Here is a 22742-nt window from a genome sequence, read left to right on the forward strand (position 1 = left end):
CGCAGGTCGGGCAACGCCGGACCCGGGCGCTGGCGCAGGTTGGGCCACGCCGGCCGGGGCAGGTGGCCTCGGCGCCGGGCGGGCCGGTAGTCCGCCCGTCGACGGCACCGCCCCCGGCGGGCCGCCGTTCGCCGCCGGTGCGCCCGGCCCGGCTGCCCGGCCCGCGAAGCGGCGTCGCCGGGTACTCCCCCTCGTCCTGATCCTCGTGCTGGCCGCGCTGCTCGGCTCGGGTGTCGCCGTACAACTCACCCGGGACCTGCCCACCGCCACCGTCACCACCTCGATCGCCGCCACCCTGCGCGTGCCGGGCCGGGCGCCGGCCCTGCCCTGGCCGAAGAGCGGCTCCGCGGAGCTGATGATCGAGGGCCTGGGCCGGCTCGGCGGGTCGGGGGGCGGCCCGGCCCAGCCGATCGGCAGCGTGGCCAAGGTGATGACCGCGTACGTCATCCTCAAGGAGCACCCGCTCAGCGGGGATGAGCCGGGCCCGACCCTGACCGTGACGGCCGCGGACGAGGCCGACTACCGGGCGCGGATTCCCAGCGGGCAGTCGCTGGTGCCGGTCGTCGCCGGGGAACGGCTCACCGAGCGGGACGCGCTGGAAGCCCTGATGCTCCCGTCGGCGAACAACATCGCCCACCAGTTGGCGGTCTGGGACGCCGGCAGCGAGGCCGCCTTCGTCGACAAGATGAACGCCGCCGCCGAGGAACTGGGTCTCACCGACACCCGTTACACGGACCCGAGCGGCTTCCTGCCGAGCACCGTCAGCACGGCGGCCGACCAGGTCGCCCTCGCCCGGGCCGCGCTCGCGATGCCGGTCTTCGCCGCCATCGTCGAGCTGCCCGAGGCCACCATCCCGGTCGCCGGACGGATCCGCAACTACAACGACCTGCTCGGCGTCGAGGGCGTCTTCGGCATCAAGACCGGCTCGACGGACGAGGCGGGTGGCAACCTCGTCTTCGCCGCCCGGCTCAAGGTCGGCGCCCGTACGCTGATCGTGGTCGGCGCGGTGTTCAACCAGCCCGGCACCGACACCCCCGAGCAACTCGCCGCGGTCAACACGGTGGTCCGCCGGCTGCTCGTGGCGGTGCGCCGCACGGTCAAGGAGTACACCCTGCTCGCCGCGGGTCCGGCCGGTGAGGTGCGGACCGCGTGGGGCGCCACCGCCCCGGTGGGCCCGGCGGAGGCGCTGAAGGTGATCGGCTGGCCGGGACTGGCGGTGCCGGTACGGGTGTCGACCGCCGCTCCGGGTGCCGAGGTCACCGCCGGCCAGGGCGTCGGCTCGGTCGAGGCGGCGGGCCGGAGCGTCGAACTGCGCGCCGACGCCACCACTGCGGACCCGTCCCTGTGGTGGCGCCTGACCCGCCGCCCGTAGCGCTCACCGCGCCCGCCGCCGCGACCCTGACGCCCCCCGCGAGGGCCGGCCGTAACCACTGCCGACCCTCGCCTTCCCCGCTACCGACCCACCGACACCACGACGTGCCGCAAATCGCCGCGACCGGCACCGCCGACACCACGACCTACCGCATCTCGGGGCCACCCGCCGACCGGCGGCGGGGGGTTGGCGCGGACCGGTGGGGCGGGGCGGGTCGCCGCTACGGCTCGACGGTGGCCACGTCCAGCAGGCCGTCGACCAGGTCCCGGGGCAGGCCGTGGGTGTCGTGCAGCCAGTGGTAGTCCCGCTCGGTCAGCGGTCCGCGCGCCCGGACCCGGTCGACCAGCGGGCGGCCCCGCTCCAGCAGTCCGCGGAACCGGCGCTCCTCGTCCGCGACGACCGCGCGCAGCCGCGCGACGTCGGGCTGCTGCCGGAACCACCGGCCGGTGTCCCGGAACGGGTCGTCGGGCAGCTCGGCGAGGCTGCGCGACGGGTCGTCGCGCCACAGCGTGGTGAGCGCCCGGCGCAGCAGCCGGCGCAGCACGTAGCCGCGGCCGGTGTTGCCGGGGCGTACCCCGTCGGCGAGGACGACCACCGCGGAGCGCAGGTGGTCGACGACGACCCGCAGCTCCGTCTCGCCCAGCGACCAGCGGTCGCGGACCGCCGCCACCCACGGGCGCAGCCGCTCGCCCTGGTAGACGTCCCGGCCGCCGGTGAGTACCAGCTCCAGGCGTTCCAGGCCCATTCCGGTGTCGATGCTGGACAGCGGCAGCGGGGTGAGCCGGCCGTCCTCGTGCCGGTGGTGGCGCAGCTGGACGTGGTTCCAGATCTCCATCCACCGTCCGTCGGTGCCGGGGGTGCCGGCCGGCGGCCCGTCCCCGGTCCACACGAAGATCTCCGAGTCGGGCCCGCAGGGGCCCGTCGGTCCGTTCGACCACCAGTTTTCCGCGTCGTTCGCCTCGACCGGTACGCCCAGCTCGGTCCAGGTCCGCCACGCGGTCTCGTCCGGGCCGAGCTGGTCGTTGCCGCCGAAGACGGTGGCGTGCAGCCGGCCGGGGTCGATGCCGAAGCCCGCGGTGAGCAGGTGGTGGCCCCAGCGGAGGCTGGTCGCGATGTCGTAGTCGCCCAGCGACCAGGAGCCGAGCATGTCGAAGACGGTCAGGTGGATACGGTCGCCCACCTCGTCCAGGTCGGTGGTGCGCAGGCAGCGCTGCACGTTGACCAGGCGTCGGCCACCGGGATGGGGGCGGCCCAGCAGGTACGGGGTGAGCGGGTGCATGCCGGAGGTGGTGAAGAGCACCGGATCACCGGGCGGCGGGATCAGCGAGCTCTCCGGCGCGTCCCGATGGTCGAGCCGGTGGTAGTGGTCGAGGAAGGTGCGGACGATCTCGTCGGGTGTCATGGCGTGGGCCTTCCGGGTTCGGCGCGACCGGAAGGGTCCGCCGGGCCGGCGGTGGCCTGGACAGCACGACGCCGGCGGACCGTTTCCGGTCGCCGGCGGGAAAAGAGCAGGTCAGGCGGCGGCAACCGGCGAGCGGGAAGCTCGCGCGGCCGCGGCGGTGATGCGACGCCTGGTGTGCATGCCTCGACGCTAGCGCGGTGCGCCGGCGTCGCCCACTGTTTTTCCCCGCCGCCCGCCCGCACGCGATCCTGGACAGCCGCCGCGGGCGGACGCTGTCCAGGATCCTCGTGGGGGCGGTGTCAGGCGCCGGCGGAGGCCAGCGGCGCCGGGGCCAGCGACTGGCTCTCCTTGCGGCGCCGGTTCGGCAGGGACAGCCGGATCACCTTCCACCAGGCGGACGCGACCTGCTTGGGCAGCGGGCCGGTGGTGTACTTCAGCCCGTACCGGTCGAACAGCGCCCGGACCTGCGGGGCGATCTCCTGGTAGCGGTTGCTCGGCAGGTCGGGGAAGAGGTGGTGCTCGATCTGGTACGACAGGTTGCCGGTCATGATGTGCAGCAGCCGGCTGCCGCTGATGTTGGCCGAGCCGAGCATCTGCCGCAGGTACCACTCGCCCTTGGTCTCGCCCTCGATGGAGTTCTTCGCGAAGGTCTCCACCCCGTTCGGGAAGTGCCCGCACATGATCACCGAGTGGCTCCACAGGTTGCGGATCAGGTTCGCGGTGAAGGTGGCGGCCAGCGTGGTGAGGAAGCCCGGACCGGACAGCAGCGGGTGCACCACGTAGTCCTTGAGCACCTGGCGCCGGATCTTGCGGCCGACCGCCTTCGCCCGGGCCCGGAACGCCGGGTCCTTGTGCCCACCGTTCTTGAGGTTGTCCCTCAACTCCAGGTCGTACGCGGCGATGCCGTACTCGAAGAAGCAGGCGTTGACCAGGTTGTAGAGCGGCTGACCGAGGTAAGCCGCCTTCCACGGCTGGTCCTCGTCGACCCGCATGATGCCGTACCCGAGGTCGTTGTCCTTGCCGACCACGTTGGTGTACCGGTGGTGCAGCTCGTTGTGCGACTGCTTCCACTGCTCGGCCGGGGAGACGTGGTCCCACTCCCAGGTGGTCGAGTGGATCTTCGGGTCGCGCATCCAGTCCCACTGCCCGTGCAGGACGTTGTGCCCGATCTCCATGTTGTCGAGGATCTTGGCGACGGTGAGCCCGGCCGTGCCGACGATCCAGGCCGGCGGGAAGAGCGAGAACAGCAGCACCACCCGGCTGCTCATCTCCAGGGTCCGCTGGGTCTTGATCACCTTGCGGATGTAGCGGGCATCCCGCTCGCCCCGGTCGGCGATCACCCGGTCCCGGATCGCGTCCAGCTCCTTGCCGATGATCTCGATGTCCTCGGCGCTCAGGTGGGCGATCGGGTTGTCGGCCTTGTTCTGGATCACGGTCACGTCGGGTGGCCTCCTGTCAGAGTTCGATGTCGCAGGTACCGGCGGCCGCCGACACGCAGGTCTGGACGAGCACGCCGTCGCCGGGGACGGCGGTGGTGAGGTCACCGTTGCGCAGGTCGCGGACGGCTCCCTGGCGCAGCGGGACCACGCAGCCGAAGCAGATCCCCATCCGGCAGCCGGACGGCATCAGCACCCCGGCGTTCTCGCCGGCGTCGAGGATCGGGGTGGCGCCGTCCGCCTCGACGGTCACGCCGCTGCCGGTGAACGTCACGGTGCCGCCCTCCCCCGGCGAGATCACGGTGGGCCGGAACCGCTCGGTGTGCAGCCGGTCGGCGAGCCCGTTCGCCGACCAGTACCCCTCGACCGCGTCGAGCATGCCGACCGGTCCGCAGGCCCAGGCCTCCCGGTCGAGGTGGTCCGGCACCAGCGCGGCCAGCTCGTCCACGCCGAGTACGCCCTCGACGTCGGTGTGCCGCTCGACCAGCCGCAGCCCGCCCGACTCGGCCAGCGCCCGCAGCTCGGCGCCGAAGATGACCGCGTCGCGGGTGGGCGCGGAGTGCACCAGCACCACGTCGGCACGGTCCGCCAGGCCGGCCCGGAGCATCGCCATGACCGGGGTGATCCCGCTGCCCGCGGTCAGGAAGAGCACCCGCTCGGGGGCCGCCGCGGGCAGCGTGAAGTCGCCCTGCGCCTGGTCGAGCTGGACGATCGTGCCGGGGCGCACCCGGCGGACCAGGTGGTTGCTGACCTTGCCGTCCGGGATGGCCTTGACGGTGACGGTGATCCGGCCGTCCTGGCTGTCCGGCACCGAGGTCAGCGAGTACGCCCGCCACTGCCGCACCCCGTCGACGTCCACGCCCAGGCGGACGTACTGTCCGGGCAGGTGGCCCCGCCAGCCCCGGCCGGGTTGGATCACCACGGTGGCCGCGTCCCGGGTCTCCGGGCGGACGGCCACGATCCGGCCGCGCAGCGCGGTGCCGGAACGCAGCGGCGCGACGAGATCGAGGTAGTCCTCTGGCAGCAACGGGGTGGTCACCGTCTCGGCCAGCCGCAACAGCCTGGTCCGGAAGGAGGCCTTCTGGGGGCGGCGCGGGACAGTTGTGGTCATATGACCAGCGTGACCGCGCAATCGCATAACATCTTGACCGGCAAAGGTGAAACAGTCGTAGGTTTTTGTTCGGGGAGAACAAGATGTCGGACGAGCCCGGGATGCCCCACCGCGCCGCCCGCCTCGAACTGGACGAGCAGGTGGCCGGTCTGCTGCGCGGCCGGCTGCCGCTGGTGGCCGAGCGGACGGTCACCGCGATCACCGCCGAGGTGCCCGACTACTCCGGCGCGCTCACCGGCACCATGCGGGAGAAGATCGAGAACGCCGTCCGCATCGCCCTCGGCACGTTCCTCCAGCTCATCGAGGGTGCCCAGCCCACCGACCCGAGCACCCCGCTCACCCCCGCGCTGGAGGCGGCGTACGCGCTGGGCAGCGGGGAGGCGCGCTCCGGTCGGAGCATGGACGCGCTGCTGGCCGCGTACCGGGTCGGGGCTCGGGTGGCCTGGCGGGAGGTCTCCACCACCACGGTACGCAGCGGGCTGTCCGCCGGGACGGTGGCCGAGTTCGCCGAGCTGATGTTCGCGTACATCGACGAGCTCTCCGCGGCCAGCGTGGCCGGGCACGCCGACGAGCTGGCCAGCGCCGGCCGGGTGCGGCGCCGCTATCTGGAGCGGCTCACCCAGCAGCTGCTGGCCGGGGAGCCGGAGGAGATCCTGCGCCGGGGCGCCGAGCGGGCCGACTGGCCACAGCCGCAGACGCTCACCGTGGTGCTGCTGCCCCGGCGGAACCTGCGCGCGGTGCTCGCCCTGCTCAGCCCGCACACCCTGGAGAGCGGCGACGACCTGCCCGGCATGGACCCGGCCGAGGAGCTGGCCGTACTGCTGGTGCCGGACATGCACGGCGGCCGGCGCCGCCAGCTCGCCCGGCTGCTGCACGGGCACCGGGCGGTGCTCGGGCCGGCGCGCCCCTGGCACCGGGTCGCCGCCTCCTACCAGCGGGCCACCCGGGTGCTGGCCCTCGGCCTGGGCCAGCCGGACGACGCGCCGGTCGACACCGAGGAACACCTCGCTGAGCTGCTGCTCAGCCTGGACCCGGAGGCGCTGGCCGACCTGCGGGCCCAGGCGCTGCGCCCGCTGGCCGCGCTTCCCCCGGCCACCGCGCACCGGCTGGCCGAGACGCTGCGGTCCTGGCTGCTGCACCAGGGCCGCCGCGACGACGTGGCCGCCGAGCTGTTCGTGCACCCGCAGACCGTCCGCTACCGGATGGGCAAGCTGCGCGAGCTCTACGGCGACCGGCTGCACGAACCCGCGACGGTGCTCGCCCTCACCCTGGCCCTCGCGATGCCGCCGGCCCCGCCCCCCGCCGACTGAGCGCGGCCGCCCGGCAAGCCGACTGAACGGGGGCCGCCCGGCAAGCCGGGTGGGCGCGGGCGGCCCGCCCCGCCGGGTGCGCGCGGGCCGCCCGACCCGCCGCCGCGGGCCCTCCGGCCCTGTCCCCCCGTCCCGCCGCAGAGGCAGGGTCGAAGGGGACGAGCAACGAGGAGGCCACCATGAGCCGGCCATCGACCTGGACCGAGCAGACCCCCGTGGTACGGGTGCTGGAGGCCGCGGCCCGGCAGGCCCGGCACGCGCCGTCGGTGTTCAACACCCAGCCCTGGCGCTGGCGGATCACCTCCGACGCCCTCGAGCTGCGCGCCGACCCCGACCGGCGGCTGGCCACCATCGACCCGGACGGCCGGCTGCTCACCCTCAGCTGCGGCGCCGCCCTGCACCACGCCCGGGTGATGCTGGCCGCGGCCGGCTGGGCGGTGACCGTCACCCGGCTCCCCGACCCGGCCGACCCGGCGCTGCTGGCCCGGCTGCGCGTGACCGGCCCGGCCGACCTGGACCTCACCGCCGGCCGGCTGGTCGAGGCCATCACCCGCCGGCACACCGACCGCCGGGCCTACTCGGACCGGCCGGTGCCGGCGGCGCTGCTGGCCCGGCTGCGCGCCGCGGTCGAGGCCGAGGATGCCTACCTGCACCTCGTCCGGGACGACCAGATGCCGATGCTCGCCGTGACCACCGGCCGTGCCGCCGACGCCGAGCTGGCCGATCCGGCGTACCGGGCGGAGCTGCGCCGGTGGACCGACCGGCCGGCCGAGTACGGCGACGGGGTGCCCAGCGCCGCCGCCGTGCGGCCCGCACCCCGCCGGGTGCCGGTACGCGACCACGTGCCGGGCGGTACGGCCGGGCTGAGCGCCGGCGACGGCTTCGACCGGGGCGCCGCGTACCTGATCCTCTTCGGCGAGCGCGACGACCCGGCGGCCTGGCTGCGCGGCGGCGAGGCGCTGTCCGCGCTGCTGCTCACCGCCACCGCCGACGGGCTGGCCACCGCGCCGATCAGCGACGCCATCGAGCTGGCCTGGCCGCGCCAGGTGCTGCGCGACCTGCTCGCCGGGGTCGGTACGCCCTACCTGGTGATCCGGGTCGGCTGGGCGCCCGACGGCGAGCCGCCGGCCACCCCCCGACGGACCCCGGACGAGGTGATCGAGGTTGACACCTGACCCCTTCCTGGCGGCGGGGCGGCCGGTGCCGTCGGGCGCGATGCGCGGCGCGCCCGGCGGCGGTGCCGTCGAGCGCGATGCGCGGCGTGCCCCGCCGGTCGGCACCGTCGCGCCGGGATACCCCCGACGGGTGATCGTCCCCGCTCCGCCGTCCCGCGCCCGCCCCGCCCGTCTACCGTCCGAACGGAAACAGGTGACGTGGGGAGGGCGGCGTGGACGACTATCCCGCCATCGAGGACCACGGGCTCATCGGTGACCTCCAGACGGCTGCCCTCGTCACGTGCGACGGCACCATCGACTGGTTCTGCGCGCCGCGCTTCGACTCCCCCAGCATCTTCGCGGCGCTGCTGGACCGGGTGCGGGGCGGCTACTTCCGGATCACCCCCGACGGCGTCCGCTACGTGACCAAGCAGCTCTACCAGCCCGACACGCCGATCCTGATCACCCGCTTCATCAGCGCGGACGGGGTCGCCGAGATCATCGACTGGATGCCGATCGCCGGGGACCGCCCCACCGACCAGCATCGCCTGGTCCGGCTGGTCCGGATGATCCGCGGCAGCATGCCCTTCAAGCTGGAGTGCCGGCCGCGCTTCGACTACGGCCGGCAGCGCCACGAACTGGAGGTGCACGCCGAGGGGTACGTCTTCCGCAGCCCGTCGATGAGCCTGACGCTCAACCCGGTCCAGCCGGTGCCGAAGCTGTTCCGGGAACGCGATGTCGACAACGGTCACGACCTGGTCGGCCGGGTCACCCTCCAGGAGGGCGAGACCGGCGGCGTCGTGCTGGAGACGGCCTCCGCCCGGGCGCCCCGCATCATGCCGGCCGACGAGATCGAGGCGATGTTCGAGCGGACCCTCGACTTCTGGCGCCGCTGGCTGGAGCGCTCCACCTACGGCGGGCGCTGGCGGGAGATGGTGGAGCGGTCCGCGATCACCCTGAAGCTCATGACGTACGCCCCGACCGGCGCGATGATCGCCGCGCCGACCGCTTCGCTGCCCGAGCAGATCGGCGGCACCCGCAACTGGGACTACCGCTACACGTGGATCCGGGACACCTCCTTCTCGGTGCACGCACTGCTCGGTCTCGGCTTCACCGAGGAGGCCAGCCGGTACGTGGACTGGCTGGACGAGCGGATCCGCGAGGCGGGCGACAACGCCGCCCCCCTGAAGATCATGTACCGGGTGGACGGCTCCTCCGACCTGCACGAGGAGGTGCTCGAACACTTCGAGGGCTACCGCGGCTCCGGCCCGGTACGGATCGGCAACGGCGCGGCCGACCAGCTGCAACTCGACATCCACGGCGAGGCCCTCTACGCCATGCACCTCGCCGACCAGCAGGGCATCCGGCCCTCGCACCAGGTGTGGCGCAGCACGGTCCGGCTCGTCGACTGGCTCTGCCGCAACTGGGACCAGCCTGACGCGGGCATCTGGGAGAGCCGCCACCACCCCCGCAACTACACCTACGGCCGGATGATGTCCTGGGTCGCCTTCGACCGGGCGATCCGTCTCGCCGGCCGGCACGGCCGGCCCGCCGACGTCTACCGCTGGGTCCAGCAGCGCGACACCGTCTACAACCAGATCATGGAGCGCGGCTACCACCCGATCCGCCGCTCCTTCGTGCAGAGCTACGGGGAGAGCGTCCTCGACGCGGCGCTGCTCATCATGCCGGCGGTCAACTTCATCACCCCCACCGACCCGCTCTGGCGCTCGACGCTGCGCGCCATCGAGGAGGAACTGGTCTCCGACAGCCTGGTGCACCGGTACGACCCGGCCGCCGCACCCGACGGGCTGCCCGGCGACGAAGGCACCTTCAACATGTGCACCTTCTGGTACGTCTCGGCGCTCGCCGGCGCCGGCCGGCTCGACGACGCCCGGCTCACCTTCGAGAAGATGTTCACCTTCAGCAGCAACCTGCGGTTGTACGCCGAGGAGATCGCCCTCACCGGTGAGCAGATCGGCAACTTCCCGCAGGCGTTCAGCCACCTGGCGCTCATCACCACGGCGCTGCACCTCAACGAGATGCTCGACAACCAGCGCCGCTGAGCGGTACGCGGACCCGTCGTCCCGCCCGACGCCCGCCGGCGTGCTGCCAACCGCGTCGTCGGCCGCACGCCGCCTCGGCGGGCCGGTGGGACCGCCGGCCGCTACTGCTCCGGTACGCCCGGGCCGACCTCGCCGCGCCGCAGGTGCTCGGCGTTCCGGTCGGCTTCACTGCGCGCGTGTCCCGCGCCGGCCCGCGGCTCGTCGGTCCGGCGTCCCTCGGCGTCCTGGTAGATCTCGCCGCGCTCGAGCGCTTCTTCCTGCTGCCGTCTGCTCTGCTCAGGTCCGGTCACCACCACCCCATACCCGGTGCCCGCCAAGGCCATGCCGACCGGCGGAAATCCGGATGCGCCCGTACCCGGCGAGGGCCGAAACTGGCGCGATGGACCAGCTTCGGGAGATCGTCGGGTTGGTGGGCCGGGTCCTGGGTCCGGAGGTCGTCGGCAGCTACCTGGACGGTTCCGCGGTGCTCGGTGGCCTCAGACCGGCCAGCGACCTGGACGTCCTCGTCGTCACCCGGCGGTCCATGAACGATCAGGAGCGGCGTCAACTCCTCGACGGGCTCTTCCCGCTCTCCGGTTCCCGGAACCAGGCCCGCCCCGTCGAACTCACCGTGGTCGTCCAGTCGGAGGTTCGCCCGTGGCGGTTCCCGCCGACCTGCGATTTCCACTACGGTGAGTGGTTGCGCCAGGACTTCGAGGTCGGCGGGCCGCCTCCGCCGGTACCCATGCCCGACCTGGCCCTGCTGGTCGCGATGGTCCTGGCCGGCGACCATCCGCTCACCGGTGCGCCGCCCGCGCAGGTCCTCGACCCGGTGCCGCACGCGGACCTGGTACGCGCGACCGTGGCCGGCGTTCCCGGCCTGCTCCAGGATCTCGACGACGACACCCGCAACGTCCTGCTGACCTTCGCCCGGGTCTGGACCACCCTCGCCACCGGTCAGATCAGGTCGAAGGACGCCGCCGCGGACTGGGCGTTGGCCCGGCTGCCGGCGGAGCACCGCCCCGTGCTTCAGCATGCCAAGGAGCTGTACCTCAACCGCCGGTACGCCGAGGAGAGCTGGAGTGACGAGCTGCGGGCACAGGTACGCCCGCACGCGGACCATGTCCTCGCCGAGATCAGACGGCACGCGTGCGAGTGACGATGGCGAGCGCGGCGGCCCGGGTCGACCGCGCGAACGAGGACTTCACCGGCGCCGTACCGACGGCGGCGGTGCTGATCGACGGCGCTGGTATCCCCGGCGCCGAATCCGTCTGCCGGCACGGCGTGGCCTGGTACGCGAGCCGGCTGGGCGGAAACCTGCTCGGCCTCCTGTCACTCGTGCTGGACCGCAGCCTTTCCGCGCTGCTCGCCGAGGCGATCGAACGGGTGACGGACGCCCATCGGGACACCTGCGACGTCGCCGACCCCATCAGTCCGTCGGCGACCGTCGCCATGCTGCGCGTCGCCGACGGCCTCGTCGAGCACCTGGTGCTCGGTGACTCGTACGTGCTGCTCGACCGGGCGGACGGGCCGCCGCTGCTCCGTTCCGATCCCCGCGAGGTGGTCATCAGCCGGGCGTACCAGTCGAAGCTGGCGGCCACCGCCGAGGGAAGCGACGAGTACCACCGGGTCCTGCGGGAACTGCGCGCCCACCGTAACCAGCCGGGCGGGTTCTGGCTGGCCAAGGACGACCCGCGGGCGGCGGACCAGGCGCTCACCGGGCGTTGTCCGGCCTCCGAGCTGGCCGGGGCGGTCCTGCTCAGCAACGGCGCCAGTCGCCTCGTGGACCGTTTCCACCTCGCGGACTGGCCAGTGGTCCTGGCCGTCCTCGCGGCGAGCGGACCCGTCGAGATCATCCGGCGCGTCCGCCAGGCCGAGGCGCGCCACGCGGTGCCGGCGGACGATGCGACCATCGCGCACTGCACCGACCTCGCCGCCTGCTGATCCGGACGGGCTCCGACCGGCAGCCCTGCACCCTGGCACCGCACATGCCCGGACCGGCCTGCGGCGGGCGCCGCGTCACTCCGTGGTCGCCTGCGGTGACGGCGCGCTGGACTGGGTATCCGGCTCGTCGGTCGGTGCCGCGGTGGGCTCGGCCGGCGACTCGCTGGCCGGGGCGTCCGACGGCGTGCCGCCGGTCGGGGCGGGACGGTCGGTGCGGGCCGGTTGCGGGCCGGCCGACGCGGCGCCGGACGCGCCGCCGGCGGTCGGGGTCGCGCGCCGGCCAGGGGTCGTGTCGTGCGCCTTTCCCGGCGTCTGTCGAGGATCGCCGCCGGCGGGGCCGGGCTCGCCCGAGCGGGTCACGGACGGCGTGGGTTCTCCGGAGCGTCCCGGCGACCAGCCGGTGCCGTCGGCGAAGACCAGGACGGCGGCGACGGCGGCCAGACCCGTCACGACCAGCCCGGCGATGGCCCGCCGTCGGCCGCCGGCCCGCCCGGTCGGACCGGCGGCGGGAGCCGGCGGTGGGGCGACGGCCCGGGGTACGGCCACGGTGGCGGGCAAGGCCTCCGGGCCCTCCCCCGGCGATCCGGCGGCCGGGTGCGCACCGAGCGGCCCAGCGCCAAGGCGCTCATCGAGCGGTCCGGCAACCGGGTGCTCACCCGGCGGTCCGCTGAGGGTGTCGGCCGTGTCGGCCATCGCCGCGGCGGTCGGGAATCTGCGCTCCGGCTCCCGGGCCATGGCGGTCGCGACCAGGTCACCGACGGCCGGCGGGACGTCGTCGGGCAGCGGCGGCGGCTCCTCGTCGAGGCGGCGCAGCGCCACCGCGATGGGATTGTCGCCCGGGAACGGGGGATGGCCGGCGAGGCAGTGGTAGGCGACCGCGCCGAGCGCGTAGATGTCCACGGCCGGGCTGACACCGGTCTTGCCGAGCTGCTCCGGCGCCATGTAGAGGGCCGTGCCCATGACCTGGTTGGCCGCCGTCAGTTCCGCGGCGTCGGCGGAGAGCGCGATGCCGAAGTCGACGAGCACGACGTGCCCGTCCGGCTCGATGACGAGGTTGCCCGGCTTCACGTCCCGGTGGACCACTCCGACCTCGTGCGCGGCCTGCAGGGCACGGGCGGTCTGCGCGACGATCGACATGGTCTCGGCGGTGCCGAGCCGGCCGGCCTCCGCGATCCGGGCCGACAGCGGCTGACCGCGCACATAGGCCATGACCAGGTACGCGGTGCCGGGCTCACCCGGCAGGCCCGTCTCACCGTAGTCGTACACCTCGGCGACGCCCGGATGGCGCAGCGCCGCCATCGCCCGCGCCTCCCGCCGGAACCGCTCACCGGCGCTCGCCTCGGTCACGGCCCGGCCGTGCAGCACCTTGACCGCCACGTCGCGTTTCAACGTCTGGTCGACGGCGCGCCACACCTCACCCATTCCGCCGGCGGCGATCCGCTCGGTCAGGCGGTACCGGGCGCCGACGAGGTCACCCACTTCTGGCATTCGATTCTCGTACCCCGCCGGCTCGTCCGTCACGCCAGGCCCGTCCCGGATGCCCGGTGCCGACGGCGGCTCCGGTGCTGCCGGCGGTTCCGGTGCCCGTGCGACGATGACGCCCATGAGCAGCGACGTCACCCCCGACGTGGGCGCCCTGGCGATCAACGTCACGATCCCGGAGGAACTGCGCTGGACCGACACCCGGCGCGGTACGGAGTTCACCCTGACGACCTTGAACGTCCGGCTCCTCCGCGACGGGCACCTCGCGGCGAAGGCGTACGGCCGGCCGACGGCCGGCGGTCGCGGCACCTACGTCTCGTTCGCCGTGCCGGACCGGCCCGAACTGGCGGACCTGGTCGCCGGGGCGGCCAGCCGCGCCGGCGTCCTGTGGGCCGCCCACCGCGGTCTACCGCGCAGCGACGGCTGACCTCGCCGGCCGGGACGTACGCAGGGACCGAGGACCGATTCCCGACGGTCAGCGTTTCGCGCGGCGGGCCGCGATCATCGCGAGCAGGCCGGCGGCGGCCAGCCCGGCCCCGACCAGCAGCACGGCCGGCAGGCCCCGACGACCGTCCCGCTCGGACGGTGCCGCGACGGCCGGCGACGCGGCACGGGTGGACGCCGGCGCCGGCGTCGTCGCCGCCGCGCTGGGTGAGCGGGGCGAACCGGGCGCGGGATAGCGCAGGATGGTCGGTCGGGTGCCGGCCGGTTGGTCGGCGACCTCGGAGACGGTGAGGAGTGACCGGCCGTCCCGGCTGTAGGCGATCGACTCGCCCTGCGGCTCGTCCGGCAGCGGCACGACCCGCGGCGTGCCGCCGGTCACCGCGGCCACCACGTCCCCACCCGGCACGTCGAACTCGAACGCGTCGGCGTAGGTGCGCAGCACCACCCGCCGGCCGTCCGGCGAGGTCGCCGCGCCGGTGACCACCGCGCGGCCGAGGAACCCGAACGGGTTGCTGGTGTCGGTGCCCGGCAGCCCCACCTGCCCGCGCCGGACCAGCGGCACGGCGCGCCCCGCCACGAGGTCTCGCGCCGGGGCGTAGATCCCGGCCGGGCCGCCCTGCTTCGTCACGATGAGCGGCCGTCCGTCGCCGTCGAGCAGGAGCGCCTCGGCGTCGTGCGCCCCGTCCGGGTAGGTCAACCGGTACAGCACCGGCCGGTCGCCGCCGGCCGGCAGCCGCCACACGGCCACGGTCTGCCGGGAGCGGTCGTTGTCGCCGGTGTCGGCGATCCACACCGTGCCGTCGGCCCCGACGGCCAGGTCCTCGGTGTCCCGGGGGCGCGACGGGTACCGCACCGTCCGGGTCACCCGGCAGCCCTGGTCGAGGAAGAAGATCCGTCGGCGGGCCTCGTCGTCGGCGCTGTCGTTCACCACCACGAACCCGCCCGCCGTGACGGCCAGCCCGGAGATCTCGTTGAGCCGGCTGTCGCGTACCCGGCACACCGGCACCCCGGCGGGCGACGCTGCCCGCAGCGGCACCGCGCCCGCGGCGGCCGGTGGCGGTGCCGCCACCGCCGCGCCGGCCGGCGCCAGCGCCAGCATCACCGCGGCCCATCCGGCGCTCCGCCGGCCCCACGCTCGCCCGTGCCGCTCCCCCACTGCCCCTCACATCGTCCCGGCCCGGCCCGCCCCGGCCGCCGCGACCGGGCGGCGGCACCGCCAGCAGAGGTTACGACGGCAGTTGCCCGTCCCGCTCCCCCTGGGCCCACCGGCACCCCGTCCGGTGCCGGCGCGGGCCGCCGGCCGGCTGGGTCCACGGACCCGCCGCACGGCTCAGCGGGCCGCCATCAGCGACCGGTAGTCGGCCGCCGTGAGCGGCTCCGTGGTCAGTGCGCCGTCGGCCCGCGGCACCTCCAGCGGCCGGCCGTCCCGGCGGAAGGTGACCGAGTGCACGTCGGCCCGGCTGGTCAAGGTGCAGACGATCTGGCCGAAGGCCAGGATCTCGTCGCTGCGTCCGCTCTCGTCGGCCGCCTCGGCGACCTCGACCTCCGCCACGCCGGCGGTGAGCCGGCCACCCGGGCGCACCGCCCGCCCGGTCAGGGCGCTCGTCAGGCCACCGTCCCGGTCGGCCTCCGCCGGCCCGGCGAGCAGATGCTCCAGGTGGGTGGCCACGTCGGGCAGGTACTCCACCGGCCGGACGACCCGGACGAGGCGGTCGTCGCGCAGGAAACACAGCGGCTCCGCGCTCCGCCCCGAGCTGGTCGCGGTCGCGTCGGGCGCCGGGTTGGCGAACGGTCCCGGCGGCACCGGGACCGGGCGGGGCGCGTCGTCGACCGGCACGCCACACCCGGTGGCCAGCACGGCGACGCAGCTGGCGACCAGCAGGAGACGCCTCATCCGGCACATCCCGGCAGCTCCACCCGGAACCGGGCGCCGCCCTCGGGGCGATCGGTGACCACCGCGCGACCGCCGTGCGCGCTCGCGTGTTCGGCGACGAGGGCGAGTCCGAGCCCGGTGCCGTCGGTGCCGGCCCGGTCGTGCGCCGCCCGGCCACGGACGAAGCGGTCGAAGATCACCTCCCGGTCCGGTACGGGCACGCCGGGCCCGTCGTCGTCGACCTCGATCACCCCGGTCCCGTCGCCGTCGCAGCCGAGCCGGATCGCGACCGGTCCGCCGCCGTACCGGACGGCGTTCTCCACGAGGTTGTGCAGGATCTGCCCGACCCGGCGCCGGTCGACGTGCCAGCGGACGCCCGCCGGCGGCACGGCCCGCACCAGGTCCGCCGGCAGCCCGTGGCGGTGGCACACCTCGCCGGCCAGCGCCGCGACGTCGACCCGTTCGCGGCTGGTCGGCTGCTCCGCCCGGGCCAGCTCGATCAGGTCGTCGACCAGCCGCTGGAAGCGGTTGATCTCGTCGGCCACCAGGCCGGCCGCCACCGCGGTCCGCTCGTCGTGATGTTCCCGGCGGCGCTGCAGCACGCTACCGGCGGCGGCCAGGGTCTGCAGCGGCGAGCGCAGCTCGTGACTGACGTCCGCGGCGAAGCGGCGGTCCCGCTCCAGGTGCCGGGCCAACTGCTCGACCATCCGGTTGAAGGAGGTGGAGAAGCGGGTCAGGTCCGGGTCGGTGGCCGGGTCGAGGCGGGTCTCCAGGTCGCCGGCGGCGATCCGCTCGGCCGCGTCCGCGACCGCGGTCAGCGGACGCAGGCTGTGCCGGGTCGCGTACCAGCCGAGGGCGGCGCCCGCGCCCGCCACCATGATGGCCACGGCGGTGAGGGTCAACGCGACCAACTGGAAGGTCTCCTCGACCTCCCGCAGCGAGGTGATCTCGTAATAGCTGACCGTCGCCGACAGCGGCACGCCGACCAGCAGGGCTGGCTGCCCGTCGGCGCGGACCCGCTGCACGGCCGGCGTGCCCGAGGAGACCGTCCGCCGCAGCTCCTCCGGGACGGAACTGCCGCGGATCTCCGCGCTCCGCGCGTACCACCGCCCGTCCCGGTGCAGCAGGGGCCGCCGGGCGCTGCCGGTGTCCAGGGAGCCGAGCACCGCCGCGATGTCCGGCGCGTCGGTGTCGAGCCCGGACCGGACCACCGCCGCGTCGAAGAACGCCGCCCGCACGGCGGTGCGCTCCCGCTCCTCCAGCAGTGACCGGCGGGTCAGGTCGTACGAGAACAGGGCCATGGCCGCCGCGAGCAGTGCGGCGCCGACGGCGAACGCGGCGGTGACCCGGGCGCGTAGTCCGAGGCGGCTCATCGCTGCAGCTTGTAGCCGAGCCCGCGCAGCGTCACCAGGTGCCGGGGGTTGGCCGGGTCGCGTTCGATCTTCTGCCGGAGGCGGCCGACGTGCACGTCGACCAGCCGTTCGTCGCCGGTGTCGTAGCCCCACACCCGCTGCAGCAACTGCTGGCGGGACAGCACCTTGCCGACGTGCAGCGCCAGCTCGCAGAGCAGCCGGAACTCGGTCCGGGTCACGGCGACCGGGCGACCGTCGAGGCGCACCTCGCCGGCCTCGGCGCTGATCTCCAGGTCACCGAAGACCTGGACGGAGACCGCCGTGCCGGCCCGCGCCCGCCGGCGCAGCGCCCGCAGCCGGGCGGTGAGTTCCTTGATCGCCACCGGTTTGACCACGTAGTCGTCCGCGCCGGCCTCCAGCGCCGCGACGATGTCGTGCGTGTCGTCGCGCGCGCTGACCACCACGATGGGTACATCGTCGTCGCGGCGCAGTTGCCGGATGCACTCGAAGCCGTCGAGGCCCGGCAGCATCAGATCGACGAGGATGTTGTCGGCGGGCGCCTGCTGGTGCCGGCGCAGTCCCTCCTCGGCGCTGGCCGCCCCGTACGCGGTGTAACCCTCCTCCTCCAGCGCGAGCAGGAGCGCCAGCCGGATCCGGTCGTCGTCCTCGATCACCAGTACGGCCGTCATAGCCGCATCATCCCTGCTCCGTGTCGCGATGCCCAACCCGGTGCCGGCCCACCCGGTTTTGTCACACAACTGTCATGAAGCTGCGCAGGGACCTCCACGATCCGTACCCAGAGTCGTCAGGGAGTCGGACAACCAGAGATCCGGAGGAGCCGTCAGTGACCTCGCGCCAGCCACCCGAGCCGGAGTGCCGGGTGCCCCGGGTCGAGCTCGACATCGTCGACGAGCTGGACCTGCCGCACCTCGCCGAGGTCGGCGCGGCCCTCGACCGGGTCCTGTCCCTGCAACCGGCGGAGGTGGTGATCGACCTGTCCGAGTGCCGGCAGATCGACGCCGCCGCCATCGGCCTGCTCCTGGACGTCCAGCGCCGGTTGGCCCGCAGTGGCGGCGCGCTCACCCTGCGTGATCCCCACCCCCGGATCCGGCGGATCCTCGACACCGCCCACCTCGACCAGGTCCTGCGCGTCGTGGCGTCGCCCCCGCCGCCACGGTCGCCGCGCGGCGAGGCCGCGGGCGGACCGATCGGTCCGGTACGGGGGCGGGCCCGGGTCAGTCCGGTAACGCCCTGACCGCGACGGAGAGGAGAAGAACGTGGGTGGCAGCGCGCTTCTCAGCGCCCTGGCCGTCGGCATCGGCGTCGGTCTGGTGGGGCGGCTGGCCCTGCCCGGCCCGAAGGCCGCGCCGGTGTGGCTGACCATCGCGCTCGGCGTGGCGGCGGCCCTGCTGGGCTCCGTCATCGCCCGCCTGCTCGGCGTGGATCTCGACAACCTGGCGCCGCACCGGTTGGTGGCCCAGGTGGGCCTGGCCCTCCCGGCGGTCGTCCTGGGCGTCGTGGCCGCCGGCCGGCGCCGGACGCCCGAGCTGAGCGGTGGTCCGGCCGGCCGGCCGGAGGACGGGGACCGGCTGCGCGACGGCCGGACGGTGGGAGGTCAGGCATGACGGTGGTACCGACGGAGAATCTGCTGAGCATGATCTGTGACGGCTGCGGTGACACCGTCACCGGCGCGGGCAACGTCCTGCCGGACGCCGAGGTGGTGTGGACGCTGGTCCTCGACAACGGGTGGAGCGGCTCCGCCTTCGCCTCCGGCCCGCACCACTGCCCGCGGTGCTCGCTCGACCCGTCGGTGGGCGGCGACGCGTCCGGGCTGGGCAATCCGCTGGGCATCGATGACCTGGACGGGCCGGACGACCGGCCGGCCGGGGAGGCGGACACCGCGGAGTCGGTGCGGCGGGTGCTGCGCGAGGCGTTCACGCTGGGCCCGCAGGTGCTGGTGGACCTCGGCGACGTGGCCACCATCGACTCCACCGGCCTCGGCCTGCTCGTGCGGGCCCACCAGGACGCCCGCAACGAGGGCCGGACGCTCTGCCTGGTCGCCCCCTCCCGATTCATCCGGACGGTGCTGCACACGATGCGACTGGAACAGGTCTTTCCCATCTTCCCGACCCGCGCCGCCGCCTTCCGGCACTGCACCCGGGCGGTCGGGGCACCGGCCCGGGCGGCCTCGCCGGTGGCGAGCAGGGAGGTCGCCCGATGATGCCGTGGCCCTATCCCGACCACAACCCGTTCCACCGGGACGACCAGCCGCTCGACGGGGACCTGCGGCTCGCGGCGCTGGTCGCGCAGCGGCTCAGCATCGACTGGACCACCCGCCGCCAGCAGATCTCGGTGTCGGTGCAGAACCGGGTGGTCATCCTGACCGGCATGGTGGCCGACCAGGAGACCCGGCGGGCGGCCGCCGAACTGGCCTGGGACGTCCCCGGCGTCTTCGACGTGTGCAACGCGATGAGGCTGTTCCCGCGCGGTCGTGGCCGCCGGTGACCCCGCCGACCGCCACTTCCGGGTACGGGTGAGATCCGGGACTCCGGCCGCTAGGGTGATCGTCGGTGTGCCGGGAAGTCTGGTCGGCGTGTGACCCGTCATGTCCCGAACCCACAGGAGCCGTCGTGCGAGCCCGAGATCTGGCCGTACCGTTGCCCACCATCACCCTGGCCACGTCGGTGCTGGAGGCGGCCCGGCTGCTGGCCGGGCACAACCTGCCCGGTCTGATCGTGGTCGACGAGCGCGGCTGCCCGGTCACCGTGCTGCCCGGCACCCAGGTGCTGCGCCTGGTGATTCCCGGCTACTGCCGGGAGGATCCGACCCTGGCCCGGATGATCGACGAGCCCTCGGCGGACGTGTTCCTGCGCGGCGCCGAGGGGCGTACGGTGGCTGATCTCCTGCCGCCGGAGCATCCCGAGCCGCCGGTGGTCGACCCGCAGGCCACCGCCCTCGAGATCGCCGCCGTGATGGCGCAGAAGCGCAGCCCCCTGGTCGCGGTGGCCGCGCCCCGTGCCCCGATGATCGGCGGCATCACCCTCGACGCCCTGCTCGACCGGATGCTCGCCGGATGACGGGCGTGGCCTGGGCGGCGGTCGCCGTCTTCACCGTCGCGTACGTCCTGATCGCCACCGAGAAGATCCACCGGGTGGCCGCCGCGCTCGGCGGCGCCGCCGTGATGTTCCTGATCGGCGCCACCGACACGGCGCACGCCTTCTTCTCCGAGCAGGCCGGCATCGACTGGAACGTGATCTTCCTGCTGGTCGGCATGATGCTCATCGTCGCCGTGCTGAAACGCACCGGCGGCTTCGAGTACGTGGCGGTGTGGGCGTCCAAACGCGCCCGGGGACGCCCGTACCGGGTGATGGTGATCCTGGTGCTGATCACCGCGGTCGCGTCGGCCGCTCTGGACAACGTCACCACCGTCCTGCTCGTCGCCCCGGTGACCTTCCTCGTCTGCGAGCGGCTCGGCGTACCGGCGGCGCCGTTCCTCATCGCCGAGGCGATGGCGTCCAACATCGGCGGCACCTCCACCCTGGTCGGGGATCCGCCGAACATCATCATCGGCAGCCGCGGCGGCCTGTCCTACAACGACTTCCTGATCCACCTCGCGCCACTCGTGGTGCTGCTCCTGGTGGCCTTCCTCGGGCTGTGCCGGGTGCTGTTCCGGGACGCCTTCCGCTACGACCCGCAGCGGGCGGCGCAGATCGCCGCCCTGCACGAGGGCGACGCCATCCGCGACCGCCGGCTGCTGACGCTCGGCCTGGCCGTGCTCGCCGCAGTGACCGCCGCGTTCGTCCTGCACACCACCCTGCACCTGGAGCCGGCGGTGGTGGCCCTGCTCGGCGGCCTGCTGCTGCTGGCCCTGTCCCGGCTCGACGCCGGAGAGATCAGCCGGGACGTGGAGTGGCCCACCCTGGTCTTCTTCGCCGGCCTGTTCATCATGGTCGGTGCCCTGGTCAACACCGGCGTGGTGGAGCAGATCTCGCGCGCCGCGATCAACGCCACCGAGGGCCGGATGCTGCCGGCGACGATGGTGCTCCTCTGGGGGTCCGCGGCGCTCTCCGCGATCGTGGACAACATCCCGTACGTGGCCACCATGAGCCCGGTCGTCGCCGACCTGGTGCACGCCCAGGGCGGCACCGGGCAGTCCCGGGTGCTGTGGTGGGCGCTCGCGCTCGGCGCCGACCTCGGCGGCAACGCCACCGCCGTCGGCGCCTCCGCCAACGTCGTGGTGCTCGGCCTGGCCGAGCGTGCCGGGCAGCGCATCACCTTCTGGCAGTTCACCCGGTACGGCATCCTGGTCACCCTGGTCACCGTCGGGCTCGCCGTGCCCTATCTGTGGCTGCGCTACTTCCTGCTGGCGTGATCCCCGGCCGCCGCGTCGTCCCCGCCACCGCCGCCCCGGCCGGCCCGCTCGGCTCCAGTCCCGGCCGGCTCGGCGGCGGGTTGGCCCGGTCCTCGCCGCGCCCGCTGGATCCGGTTCACCACGCCGTGCCAGGTCGGCGTGTCGGCGGTGTCGTCGAAGGCCCGGGCGACCACGACGTCGGTCGAGGAGTGCGCCAGGATCGAGATGACGATGGTCAACGCGACCAGGTGGAAGATCTCGTCGGCGGCCCCGATGCCGGACTCGAGCACCAGCAGCCCGTAGACGACCGAGGCGAAGCCCTTCGGCCCGAACCACATCGCCGCGGCCTGCTCGCGCAGGCCGAGACCGCTGCGCAGGAACGACACCCACAGGGCGACCGGCCGGGCGACCACGATCGCCAGCACGGCGAACACCCAACCGGTCCAGGCGATCTCCCCGAGGAACGCGGGCGAGATGAGCGCGCCGAACACCAGCAGCGCGGCCAGCTTCAGCAACTCGGCCACGTTCTCGCCGAAGTGCTCGAAGGCGGACCGTTCCCGGGGCCCGAAGGTCGCCACGGTGATGCCGGCCGCGAACGCGGCCAGGAACAGGTTGCCGTGGGTCGCCTTGCCCAGCGCCAGCACCAGCAGCCCGATCGCGACCCCGTTCAGCGGCGCGTACGCCGCCGACGCGGCGAAGAACCGGGTCCGCTCCAGCGCGATCGCGGCGAGCGGCACCAGCACCCCGATCGCCAGCCCGACCGCCAGCTCGGTGGCCAGCTCCCCCAGGTGCAGGTCGTCGGAGCCGGCCGCGACCGCGAGCAGCACCACCACGAACGGCAACGCCAGGCCGTCGTTCACGCCCGACTCGACGTTCAGCAGGTGCCGCAGCCGCGCCGGCACCTTGTCGTTGCCGACCAGCGCGGCCGCGAACACCGGGTCCGTCGGTGCGAGGATCGCCCCGATCAGCAACGACTCCGCCCAGCCGAGTCCGGCCACGTAGTGCGCCAGCACGGCGGTGACCAACAGCGTCAACGGCAGGCCCCAGCCCAGCGCCCGCCCGGGCAGCCGCCACGCCGACCGGAGGTCCGCCCAACCCACCCGCATGCCGTCGGTGAACAGCACCGCGAACAGGGCCAGCTCCGCCAACTGCGCCACGATCGGCGAATCGGCGTGCAGGTGCAGCACCCCGGCGCTGCCCTCCCCCAGGACGAACCCGGCGACCAGGAACAACGCCGCGGTGGACAGGATCGTGCGGTGCGCGAGCGCCGACACCAGCACGGCAGCGAGCAGGACAGCGGCGAAGCACAACAGCAGCAAGGGGACCTCCGGAGCGCACGGTCGTTCACGGTGCCGACCAGACTTCCCGGCGCGCCATGGATCCCGGCGATCATATCGGCTCCCGCCGGTCCACGTTCCGGGCGTCACCGCGGAGCAGCGCCGATGATCGTCGCCAGCCGGGTCGTGGCA

23 protein-coding genes are annotated in these 22742 nt (G+C 74.1%); 13 read left to right on the forward strand and 10 right to left on the reverse strand.

Going from position 1 to position 22742, the window contains the following annotated elements:
* Positions 1 to 205 precede the first annotated feature (205 nt).
* Entirely contained in the window at positions 206 to 1372 is a 1167-nt protein-coding gene (locus tag ACIBPB_RS23995) for a D-alanyl-D-alanine carboxypeptidase family protein (protein WP_396841719.1), read from the forward strand.
* Between the two features lie 220 nt (positions 1373 to 1592).
* Here the strand turns inward: ACIBPB_RS23995 and ACIBPB_RS24000 are convergent, their stop codons facing one another.
* The 3 genes from ACIBPB_RS24000 to ACIBPB_RS24010 all read right to left on the reverse strand — a co-directional run bounded on the left by ACIBPB_RS24000 (position 1593) and on the right by ACIBPB_RS24010 (position 5321).
* Positions 1593 to 2774, reverse strand: a complete 1182-nt coding sequence (locus ACIBPB_RS24000; RefSeq protein ID WP_396841720.1) for an alanine--tRNA ligase-related protein — start codon at positions 2772 to 2774, stop codon at positions 1593 to 1595.
* A gap of 299 nt (positions 2775 to 3073) precedes the next feature.
* The gene (locus ACIBPB_RS24005; RefSeq protein WP_396841721.1) at positions 3074 to 4213 is read right to left on the reverse strand and encodes a fatty acid desaturase family protein; all 1140 of its coding nucleotides are present in this window, start codon (positions 4211 to 4213) and stop codon (positions 3074 to 3076) included.
* A 16-nt stretch (positions 4214 to 4229) separates the two neighbouring features.
* Positions 4230 to 5321, reverse strand: a complete 1092-nt coding sequence (locus tag ACIBPB_RS24010) for a ferredoxin reductase (RefSeq protein WP_396841722.1) — start codon at positions 5319 to 5321, stop codon at positions 4230 to 4232.
* Between the two features lie 83 nt (positions 5322 to 5404).
* Between ACIBPB_RS24010 and ACIBPB_RS24015 the strand changes: the two genes are divergently transcribed.
* The 3 genes from ACIBPB_RS24015 (at position 5405) to ACIBPB_RS24025 (ending at position 9848) form a co-directional block, all read left to right on the forward strand.
* Positions 5405 to 6631: a PucR family transcriptional regulator gene (locus ACIBPB_RS24015; RefSeq protein ID WP_396841723.1), complete on the forward strand. Its 1227-nt coding sequence runs from the start codon at positions 5405 to 5407 to the stop codon at positions 6629 to 6631.
* 179 nt (positions 6632 to 6810) lie between these two features.
* Complete coding sequence (locus ACIBPB_RS24020) at positions 6811 to 7806, forward strand: Acg family FMN-binding oxidoreductase (RefSeq protein ID WP_396841724.1); 996 nt, start codon at positions 6811 to 6813, stop codon at positions 7804 to 7806.
* Between the two features lie 212 nt (positions 7807 to 8018).
* The gene (locus ACIBPB_RS24025; RefSeq protein WP_396841725.1) at positions 8019 to 9848 is read left to right on the forward strand and encodes a glycoside hydrolase family 15 protein; all 1830 of its coding nucleotides are present in this window, start codon (positions 8019 to 8021) and stop codon (positions 9846 to 9848) included.
* 101 nt (positions 9849 to 9949) lie between these two features.
* Here the strand turns inward: ACIBPB_RS24025 and ACIBPB_RS24030 are convergent, their stop codons facing one another.
* A complete protein-coding gene (locus tag ACIBPB_RS24030) occupies positions 9950 to 10138 on the reverse strand; it encodes a ribonuclease (protein WP_396841726.1) in 189 nt (62 codons plus the stop codon).
* Positions 10139 to 10227: 89 nt separating this feature from the next.
* Here ACIBPB_RS24030 and ACIBPB_RS24035 point away from each other — a divergent pair, with 89 nt between their 5' ends.
* Both ACIBPB_RS24035 and ACIBPB_RS24040 read left to right on the forward strand, forming a co-directional pair.
* Positions 10228 to 10986, forward strand: a complete 759-nt coding sequence (locus ACIBPB_RS24035; protein ID WP_396841727.1) for an aminoglycoside adenylyltransferase family protein — start codon at positions 10228 to 10230, stop codon at positions 10984 to 10986.
* Positions 10977 to 11771: a hypothetical protein gene (locus ACIBPB_RS24040; protein ID WP_396841728.1), complete on the forward strand. Its 795-nt coding sequence runs from the start codon at positions 10977 to 10979 to the stop codon at positions 11769 to 11771. The genes ACIBPB_RS24035 and ACIBPB_RS24040 overlap by 10 nt, the downstream gene beginning before the upstream one ends.
* A 75-nt stretch (positions 11772 to 11846) precedes the next feature.
* Here ACIBPB_RS24040 and ACIBPB_RS24045 read toward each other — a convergent pair whose 3' ends face one another.
* Positions 11847 to 13250 (reverse strand): protein kinase, encoded by a 1404-nt coding sequence (locus tag ACIBPB_RS24045; RefSeq protein ID WP_396841729.1) that lies wholly within the window; start codon positions 13248 to 13250, stop codon positions 11847 to 11849.
* A 124-nt stretch (positions 13251 to 13374) separates the two neighbouring features.
* Here ACIBPB_RS24045 and ACIBPB_RS24050 point away from each other — a divergent pair, with 124 nt between their 5' ends.
* On the forward strand, positions 13375 to 13680 hold the full coding sequence (locus ACIBPB_RS24050) for a hypothetical protein (RefSeq protein ID WP_396841730.1): 306 nt from the start codon (positions 13375 to 13377) through the stop codon (positions 13678 to 13680).
* Between the two features lie 48 nt (positions 13681 to 13728).
* Here ACIBPB_RS24050 and ACIBPB_RS24055 read toward each other — a convergent pair whose 3' ends face one another.
* From ACIBPB_RS24055 to ACIBPB_RS24070, 4 genes are all read right to left on the reverse strand, one after another.
* Positions 13729 to 14796, reverse strand: coding sequence for a hypothetical protein (locus ACIBPB_RS24055; RefSeq protein WP_396841809.1), 1068 nt, complete (start codon positions 14794 to 14796; stop codon positions 13729 to 13731).
* A gap of 231 nt (positions 14797 to 15027) precedes the next feature.
* Positions 15028 to 15591 (reverse strand): GerMN domain-containing protein, encoded by a 564-nt coding sequence (locus tag ACIBPB_RS24060; RefSeq protein WP_396841731.1) that lies wholly within the window; start codon positions 15589 to 15591, stop codon positions 15028 to 15030.
* On the reverse strand, positions 15588 to 16943 hold the full coding sequence (locus ACIBPB_RS24065; protein WP_396841732.1) for a sensor histidine kinase: 1356 nt from the start codon (positions 16941 to 16943) through the stop codon (positions 15588 to 15590). The genes ACIBPB_RS24060 and ACIBPB_RS24065 overlap by 4 nt, the downstream gene beginning before the upstream one ends.
* The gene (locus tag ACIBPB_RS24070; protein WP_396841733.1) at positions 16940 to 17611 is read right to left on the reverse strand and encodes a response regulator transcription factor; all 672 of its coding nucleotides are present in this window, start codon (positions 17609 to 17611) and stop codon (positions 16940 to 16942) included. Before ACIBPB_RS24070 ends, ACIBPB_RS24065 begins: the two co-directional genes overlap by 4 nt.
* A 155-nt stretch (positions 17612 to 17766) precedes the next feature.
* On the opposite strand from ACIBPB_RS24070, the gene ACIBPB_RS24075 reads away from it, so the two are divergent.
* The 6 genes from ACIBPB_RS24075 (at position 17767) to ACIBPB_RS24100 (ending at position 21294) form a co-directional block, all read left to right on the forward strand.
* Entirely contained in the window at positions 17767 to 18177 is a 411-nt protein-coding gene (locus ACIBPB_RS24075) for an STAS domain-containing protein (RefSeq protein ID WP_396841734.1), read from the forward strand.
* 22 nt (positions 18178 to 18199) lie between these two features.
* Positions 18200 to 18547 carry a hypothetical protein gene (locus ACIBPB_RS24080; RefSeq protein WP_357328758.1) on the forward strand — a complete coding sequence of 116 codons (348 nt, stop codon included), beginning with the start codon at positions 18200 to 18202 and terminating at the stop codon, positions 18545 to 18547.
* Positions 18544 to 19143 (forward strand): STAS domain-containing protein, encoded by a 600-nt coding sequence (locus tag ACIBPB_RS24085; protein ID WP_396841735.1) that lies wholly within the window; start codon positions 18544 to 18546, stop codon positions 19141 to 19143. The genes ACIBPB_RS24080 and ACIBPB_RS24085 overlap by 4 nt, the downstream gene beginning before the upstream one ends.
* Positions 19140 to 19427 (forward strand): BON domain-containing protein, encoded by a 288-nt coding sequence (locus ACIBPB_RS24090; protein ID WP_396841736.1) that lies wholly within the window; start codon positions 19140 to 19142, stop codon positions 19425 to 19427. The genes ACIBPB_RS24085 and ACIBPB_RS24090 overlap by 4 nt, the downstream gene beginning before the upstream one ends.
* Before the next feature lie 125 nt (positions 19428 to 19552).
* The gene (locus ACIBPB_RS24095) at positions 19553 to 19999 is read left to right on the forward strand and encodes a CBS domain-containing protein (protein WP_396841737.1); all 447 of its coding nucleotides are present in this window, start codon (positions 19553 to 19555) and stop codon (positions 19997 to 19999) included.
* Positions 19996 to 21294, forward strand: coding sequence for an SLC13 family permease (locus tag ACIBPB_RS24100; RefSeq protein ID WP_396841738.1), 1299 nt, complete (start codon positions 19996 to 19998; stop codon positions 21292 to 21294). The genes ACIBPB_RS24095 and ACIBPB_RS24100 overlap by 4 nt, the downstream gene beginning before the upstream one ends.
* Here the strand turns inward: ACIBPB_RS24100 and ACIBPB_RS24105 are convergent.
* Positions 21276 to 22592: a cation:proton antiporter gene (locus ACIBPB_RS24105; protein WP_396841739.1), complete on the reverse strand. Its 1317-nt coding sequence runs from the start codon at positions 22590 to 22592 to the stop codon at positions 21276 to 21278. The genes ACIBPB_RS24100 and ACIBPB_RS24105 overlap by 19 nt on opposite strands.
* Positions 22593 to 22742 lie beyond the last annotated feature (150 nt).

The organism is Micromonospora sp. NPDC049836, assembly GCF_044465125.1.
GTDB lineage: Bacteria > Actinomycetota > Actinomycetes > Mycobacteriales > Micromonosporaceae > Micromonospora.

Coding starts and splice junctions, on each gene's coding strand:
- ACIBPB_RS24000 (WP_396841720.1), bottom strand. CDS start 2,774: ATGACACCCGACGAGATCGTCCGCACCTTCCTCGACCACTACCACCGG.
- ACIBPB_RS24010 (WP_396841722.1), bottom strand. CDS start 5,321: ATGACCACAACTGTCCCGCGCCGCCCCCAGAAGGCCTCCTTCCGGACC.
- ACIBPB_RS24015 (WP_396841723.1), top strand. CDS start 5,405: ATGTCGGACGAGCCCGGGATGCCCCACCGCGCCGCCCGCCTCGAACTG.
- ACIBPB_RS24020 (WP_396841724.1), top strand. CDS start 6,811: ATGAGCCGGCCATCGACCTGGACCGAGCAGACCCCCGTGGTACGGGTG.
- ACIBPB_RS24035 (WP_396841727.1), top strand. CDS start 10,228: ATGGACCAGCTTCGGGAGATCGTCGGGTTGGTGGGCCGGGTCCTGGGT.
- ACIBPB_RS24050 (WP_396841730.1), top strand. CDS start 13,375: ATGAGCAGCGACGTCACCCCCGACGTGGGCGCCCTGGCGATCAACGTC.
- ACIBPB_RS24055 (WP_396841809.1), bottom strand. CDS start 14,796: ATGCTGGCGCTGGCGCCGGCCGGCGCGGCGGTGGCGGCACCGCCACCG.
- ACIBPB_RS24060 (WP_396841731.1), bottom strand. CDS start 15,591: ATGAGGCGTCTCCTGCTGGTCGCCAGCTGCGTCGCCGTGCTGGCCACC.
- ACIBPB_RS24065 (WP_396841732.1), bottom strand. CDS start 16,943: ATGAGCCGCCTCGGACTACGCGCCCGGGTCACCGCCGCGTTCGCCGTC.
- ACIBPB_RS24070 (WP_396841733.1), bottom strand. CDS start 17,611: ATGACGGCCGTACTGGTGATCGAGGACGACGACCGGATCCGGCTGGCG.
- ACIBPB_RS24085 (WP_396841735.1), top strand. CDS start 18,544: ATGACGGTGGTACCGACGGAGAATCTGCTGAGCATGATCTGTGACGGC.
- ACIBPB_RS24090 (WP_396841736.1), top strand. CDS start 19,140: ATGATGCCGTGGCCCTATCCCGACCACAACCCGTTCCACCGGGACGAC.
- ACIBPB_RS24100 (WP_396841738.1), top strand. CDS start 19,996: ATGACGGGCGTGGCCTGGGCGGCGGTCGCCGTCTTCACCGTCGCGTAC.